The organism is Streptomyces sp. NPDC085866 (assembly GCF_044541035.1).
GTDB lineage: Bacteria > Actinomycetota > Actinomycetes > Streptomycetales > Streptomycetaceae > Streptomyces.
Genome location: NZ_JBITSQ010000022.1, coordinates 122,544 through 128,767, shown reverse-complemented (window position 1 = coordinate 128,767; position 6,224 = coordinate 122,544). Strand labels below are relative to the sequence as shown.

General features: G+C 69.3%; 5 protein-coding genes. 3 read left to right on the top strand and 2 right to left on the bottom strand.

Annotation, left to right across the window (positions count from 1 at the left end):
• Positions 1 to 528 precede the first annotated feature (528 nt).
• The gene (locus ACIF83_RS40485) at positions 529 to 696 is read right to left on the bottom strand and encodes a hypothetical protein (protein ID WP_399734923.1); all 168 of its coding nucleotides are present in this window, start codon (positions 694 to 696) and stop codon (positions 529 to 531) included.
• 185 nt (positions 697 to 881) lie between these two features.
• Here ACIF83_RS40485 and ACIF83_RS40480 point away from each other — a divergent pair, with 185 nt between their 5' ends.
• On the top strand, positions 882 to 2,003 hold the full coding sequence (locus ACIF83_RS40480) for a hypothetical protein (protein ID WP_399734921.1): 1,122 nt from the start codon (positions 882 to 884) through the stop codon (positions 2,001 to 2,003).
• 1,119 nt (positions 2,004 to 3,122) lie between these two features.
• Here ACIF83_RS40480 and ACIF83_RS40475 read toward each other — a convergent pair.
• A complete protein-coding gene (locus tag ACIF83_RS40475; protein WP_399734918.1) occupies positions 3,123 to 3,272 on the bottom strand; it encodes a hypothetical protein in 150 nt (49 codons plus the stop codon).
• 474 nt (positions 3,273 to 3,746) lie between these two features.
• Here ACIF83_RS40475 and ACIF83_RS40470 point away from each other — a divergent pair, with 474 nt between their 5' ends.
• Together ACIF83_RS40470 and ACIF83_RS40465 are read left to right on the top strand one after the other, a co-directional pair.
• Positions 3,747 to 4,574, top strand: coding sequence for a sugar nucleotide-binding protein (locus ACIF83_RS40470; RefSeq protein ID WP_399734915.1), 828 nt, complete (start codon positions 3,747 to 3,749; stop codon positions 4,572 to 4,574).
• 376 nt (positions 4,575 to 4,950) lie between these two features.
• Positions 4,951 to 6,087 carry a hypothetical protein gene (locus ACIF83_RS40465; RefSeq protein ID WP_399734912.1) on the top strand — a complete coding sequence of 379 codons (1,137 nt, stop codon included), beginning with the start codon at positions 4,951 to 4,953 and terminating at the stop codon, positions 6,085 to 6,087.
• Positions 6,088 to 6,224 lie beyond the last annotated feature (137 nt).

The following is a 6,224-nucleotide window of genomic DNA, read 5'->3' as shown; positions in this document are numbered from 1 at the left end:
CCCCGCGGAGCGGGTAAGAGCCTGCTGCGCAGGCTCCAAGGGAACTTCCGCGCTGCGCTTGGGAGTTCGGAGTGGTGCCCCGCGCTGCGCGCGGGTGATGGAGTGGGACTCCGCGCGTTGCGCGAGTTGGCTCTGCGCTGCGCTCCGAGCCATGTTTCCTTCCCCGAGGATTTTCGTTGGATCCGCAGGTTGGGGTGATGGTCTTCCGGCTCTCCGCTTCGAGACGGCGGCTCCTTCGTCGCTGCGCTCCTGGAAGGAGTCTTGAGGGTCCGTCCGCTGCGCTCCCGGACCTGGCCCGCATGCGCGGGCGGCTGGCTACAAGTGTGCGCCTGGGGTGGTCGACTGATTGTTTCCTTCGCCTCAGAACTTTGGGTGAATCCGTGGTTTGGGTGTGTGCCCCCTTGAGGGGGCGATCGGGGCGGCCGGGTCTGTGGTGTGTCGGAGTGTGAGCACGGTGAGTAACTCAACCTCTGTGCGGCCGCACCCGCCTGACATCACCTCAGGGGGTGCCAGGCGGGTTGGGGGGTGTCAGTCGTGCTGCCACCAGGTCACTGCGAGGCCGGCCAGAAGGGCCCCGAGGTGACGGACGGCTCCGGCGAGGAGCGCTGCGGAGACGAGGCGCCGCCACGAGGCGGGGGCGGGCGCACCGTGGTCGTGGGGCGGGGTGGTGGAGGGCCTGCGGTTCTTCTTCGGCAACGCGGGGTGTCCTTCGTTCGGGCCGGCTTCAGCGGCGTGGGCTGTGGTGCTGGGACCAGTGAGCCAGAGTCGCGAGAGGGCAGAAAATTGCGCTTCTCGGGGTTGTAATGGTGGGCATGGCACGAGGGGCGCCGAGTCCGGCTGATCTGCAGGTGGTGCGTGAACTTGCCGCGCGGGAGGTGGTGGTGACGCCAAGCCAGCTGGAGAGCTGGCGGCGGGTGGGCTTGTTGCCGCGTCATCGACGGCGGGGACTGGGGCGCGGCCGGGGGTCGGTGGTGGACGCGGTCGATCCGCTGGTGGTGGAGAGTGCGGCGGCGCTGGCCCGGCATCTTCGGCAGGGGCGGGACCGGCGGCTGGCCGTGCTGGCGTGGTTCGCCGAGGCCGGGACGCCGTCGGCGGCGCCGGGGACGGCCCGGGTGCCGGAGCCGCCGGTGGCCGCCGTGCGCGAGGCCCTGGTGTGGGCGCTGCAACGTTCGGCGTCGCAGAGGTTGGTGGAGTTCGCGCGTAGCGCGGCCGGGGCCGGCGAGGAAGGGCAGGACGCGCTGTACGCGGCGGCCGGGCGGCTCATGGGGCCGTACCGCGGGCGGGCTAACCCCGCGCTGGTGCGTGCGGCGCTCGAAGCCGGTGGGGACGTGCCGGTCGAGGCCGGGGGGCCGGATGGCAGGAGCATGGTGCACGTGGCCGCCGCGATCGGCCTGGGCGCGCAGGAGGTCGGGGCGGACGCGCTGGCCGAGGCGTTCGCCGCCTTCGGCATGTTCGGGCTGACGGCCGAGGGCTGGGCGCAGATGCTGGGTGCCGCAGAGCGCGGCGAGGGGCCCGAGGTGGACTGGGGACTGTTCCAGCAGAACGCGGACATCGTGGCCCAGGTGCAGCGGGCGAGTGACGAGGAGCTGCTGCGCGCACGAGAGGTGCTGGTCGGGATGCGTATGTTCTACGCGCTGTACGTGCTGCACGGGCTGCTCCTGCCGGACACCCCCGCGCAGGCCGCGCTGCGGGAGCGGATCGACGAGTGGGGCATGTTCCCGTTCCTGGACCACGTCATTGCCATCGCCCCCTCCCCCATGCGGTTCGCCGAGTCCCTGGCGGTCTTCCTCGAGCCGCTCTTCGACGGGCTGTACCAGATCCTCATGGGCCAGTTCGCCGAGAACCCGGACATCTTCAGCATCCCCGGCGACGAGAGGGGGGCCGTCGGCTTCGGGGAGAGGTGGATGCGCTCCATGGAGGAGCTGCCCAACGGTCGCCTGCAGGCGGCGAACGGCGGCGCAGACCACGACCCTGGTGAAGGGGCGTGGGTGCAGGCCGGATGACCTGACCTTGCCGCAGTTTCGGTGATGGCGGCTGCGTGCCTTTTCGTGGATGGGTGCAGCAAGACTGGTGATGCGGGCGGGTGGTTCCTCCCGCTGGGGAGGGTCCGCAGCGCGGCGGCCGGCTTCGGGTGCAGGGCGCCGCGCCGGGCGCCGGGCAGGAGACCACGAGGTGCTGCCGTGATCACCTGCGTGGCCACCGCCGCTTGTACGTGAAGTCAGCTGGCGTCGGCTTCAGAGTGGTGGCGCTGTGCTCGGGTACCGGCGACTGGACGGCCGTTCGAGCGCTGGGCGTTGCCCGGGCGGGCTGCCTCCCCCATCCCTGCCGGTGCGTTCGTCCTCCGTCTGTCACCGTACCGGTGACGCGCTGCGACTTGTGTACCGCCGCTCCACTCTAGGGCAACAGGTGTTGCGCGTCTGTGCAGGTCAGAGGGGGTGCGACGCATTTTCGGGCAGCACGAAATTGTGGGAACCAGTGGCCGTTGCTGCCGCGGAAAACGACTCGTGAGGCGTTTTCGGGTCCGCCGACACATGGTACCGATGGACGCTCAGGAGCGTAGTTCATACGACGGGGGGCGCTTCCCCACCAGTCAGACATGGCCAGTTGACGGTCATCTCATGGAGGTGCTTGGCGCGCCTGCGGCAGGTGTCCCGTCGAGGGGGCGTCCCGGGGCTTGCGGTACCAGTCCCGCGACCCGCCTGCGTCTGAGCAGGCGATACGTCGGGCACCACCGGGTGCAGCGAAGTGGCCGGCAGCGCGCGCAATGGTTGCGGGGCGACAGTTGTCGTAAAGGTGTCTGCCTAATGATGATTGCCCGGCAATGATTTCGCGGCGGCAGGCGCGCGGCAAATCGCCGACTCATGCTGATTTGGATTGCCGAGTCAACATGCAGCCGGATCGGTTTTGCATCATCGGGTAAATCAATGACTGCGGGCCGCAGAATCGGGGAGTCAGCTTTGGTCGCCAATTCGTTTTGGAGACGTGCTAACGTATCGGTTAGCAGTCCACACATGGGTGTGGGCCTCGTACCCTGGAAAACGTGCACGAGGCCCACGCGGCACGACGTGGACTGAGGGCCCGTCCCGTTGGCGCGGGGTGGGCCCTCCCCACTTCTCCGCAGCTCAGTCCATCAGTTCGTCCACCACGCGCACTGCGTAGTAGACGGCCTGCAGGACAGTGACCACGGGCCGCAGGCTGCGGCCGGTGGCCCACAGCTTGCGGCGAAGCAGCTTGGTCCTCGCCGGCCTGCCCTGGGGAGCAGGCTCGGACATGCGTCATACCTCCCTTCTGGTATCCGGACCGCCAATCGGCGGTGATCCGTCAGGGAAGGATCACATTACCGCAGTCACGCAGTCGAGTTGTTCACTCGGCGACCTCGCGGGCGGTCTCGCTCCAACAATCCTTGGTAATTTTCCAGGGACCCCGGGCCGTGGGGCGCCTATTAGAGGTCCTCATTTTCTAGAGAGTTATCTATAGAGTTGCTGGTCAGCGGGTCGGGGCAATCGACGGTCCCGGGGTGACCCGGGAGCCGTCCGCGATGGAGGGTGACGTGGGTCACAGTCTTTCCGGTACTGCTGCGGAGCGGTCCGGTCCGCGCGGACGCGGTGCTCCGAAGGGCGCCAGCGCTCCGACGCGGATTGCTCCTGACCGCAGGTCCACAGTCGGCATTCTCGCGTCTCGTCTCCCGCCCGCCCCTGTGTGGTGCCGTGTCCGACACCGGCCGGGGCGGTCTACCGTGTCGTGCCATGACGGTCTTGGTCATCGGCGGAAGCGGCTTCCTGGGCACCGAGTTGATCCGGCAGTCCGTCATGGCCGGGCACGCAACGGCCGCGACCTACGCAACCAGGCCCGGCACCGCTCCCCTCGCCGCTTGGTACCCACTCGACCTGCGGGATCCCGAACGCGTGGACGCCGTCATAGCCGAAGTCGGCGCGGGTCTCGTCATCAACGCATCGAGCGGCAACGCCGACTGGGCGGTGACCGCGCAGGGGCCCGTCCGGCTGGCGATGGCGGCGGCGAAGTACGGAAGCCGCCTGGTCCACGTGTCCAGCGACGCGGTGTTCTCCGGCGCCCAAGTCCACTACGACGAGTCGTGCCTGCCCGACCCCATCACCCCGTACGGAGCGGCGAAGGCGGCAGCGGAGACCGCCATCCTCCTCGTGCATCCGCGGGCCGTCGTCGCCCGCACGTCGCTGATCATCGGCGACGGCGGTTCCGTGCATGAGCGCCTCGTGCACGAACTGGCCGCCGGCACCCGCGAGGGCGTCCTGTTCACCGACGACATCCGCTGCCCCGTCCACGTCGCCGACCTGGCCGCCGCCCTTCTGGAACTGGCGTACGGCGACGCGGCCGGCGTCCACCATCTCGCTGGGCCCGACCCCGTGAGCCGTCATGAACTCGGCGTCCTCATCGCCGGGCGTGACGGCCTGGACGCCTCCCGGCTGCCCGCGGGCTTGCGGGCCCACAGCGCCCTTCCCGGCGCCCTCGACGTACGCCTCGACAGCCGAGCCACTCAGCGGAAACTCCGCACCACACTGCGCGGCGCCCAGCAGTTCTGCACCACAACAACCTGACCGCCCAGCCTGACACCGAGTTACGGGCCCAGCCGGGGCGCAGGTGGAGGTAGCCGGGCAAGGTGGCCGCGTGGACAGGGGGATCCGCCAGGCCTCGGCCTGCGCGCCGGTGAGCTTGCGGCCCGAGTGGGGCGTAGGAGGAGCGGTCCGCGGCTGACTCGGCCGGCCGTGGCTGAGATGCCCGTCGAGGGGCGCGACGAGACACTCGCCACGTGCCAGATGTTTTCTCCCGACGCCCGGCGTAGCCGGGTTGAGCACGGCGCAGCGCTGAGCCGGTATCCGCGCTACGCCTGGAGGGACGGCACCCTGCGCCCTCTGGTGGCCGTGCGGGCTGCGGTCGACGATGTCTGGGAGGAATCACAGACGGGGGTGGAGCGTGGAGCTCGGGGCGTTCTTCAGCAGCGGTGACGGTTGGGCCGAATCGTGGGTGCTCGACGTCGGGCTGATGGAGTCGCTGCGGTTCGGGCCTCCGGACGCTCACACCGACCTCGACGTGGCGATCGCGCTGACCCGGCTGCTGTACAACGACTTCGTCTCCTACGGGACCGACGGCCGGGACAGGCGCCTGAACAACGACACCGTACCTGTCGTCATCAAGGCCCACCGCGCCGTGATCGAGCGTCTCGCTCTCAAGCCGCCGGTGTGGCCGTTCCGGGCGTTCGACGGCCCGCGCGGTTTCGGTTCGTACTGGCGCGACCACGATATGAGCGGCAGTTGGAAAGCCCGCCGGGACTGCGTGGAGGAGATCCTCGGCCCAACCAGGGACGCGCTGGAGGAACTGCAGGAGCTGGAGTACGAGAGCCGGTTCCGCAACGGTCCGGCCGGCAGCTTCAAGAACCTGATCTTCGCCGCCGACGGTGAGAAGCCCGAGATGGTGCTGCGGGACGCGGTGAAGAACGACGTGGAGATCGTCCGCAACGCGCACACGTGCCTGGTGTTCACCGATCCGCTGCCGCCACAGGGCCTTACCTGGCGGCAGATGGTCGCCTGGTGGAAGAAGAACCACCAGCCGGACACCGATGAGAAGACCGCCGCGAGCGGTCTGTATCGGCGTCTGTACCGGTCGCTGGACTCCGTGCCCGAGCAGCTGGTGATGCGCACGTACTGCGCCCGCTACGCCGAGGACGGCGGCTTCGACCTGCCCGCGCTGATCCCGCAGGTCTACCTCCACTACGACCCCTACACCCGCCGCAGTGGCAAGCAGTCCGGCGCGCTGCCCCGCCAGCGCATGGACTTTCTGCTCCTGGCCCCGGACCGCTCCCGCATCGTCATCGAGGTCGACGGCGTCCAGCACTACGGCCGCCCCAACCCGCCCGACGACAAGGGGCGGATCACGCACACCGCCGTGCCGCGGCTGTACGCGGAGATGGTCGCCGAGGACCGCCGGCTGCGGCTGGCCGGATACGAGATCTACCGCTTCGGCGGCTGGGAACTCACCCAGCCCCACGCCGAACAGCTGGTGCAAGACTTCTTCACCGAACTCCTCGCCCGGCACCAGAAACCGGCCTTGTAGATCGGTGTCGTCTCGCTGTGGATGTCAGGGCACCAGGCGCGGCAGGCAATCGAGGGTATGGCGGACTGCGGTGCGGGCTGCGGCGGTGGGAAGCGAGTGTGCGCGCCCGGTACAACCGACGGACGACACCTGCCGCG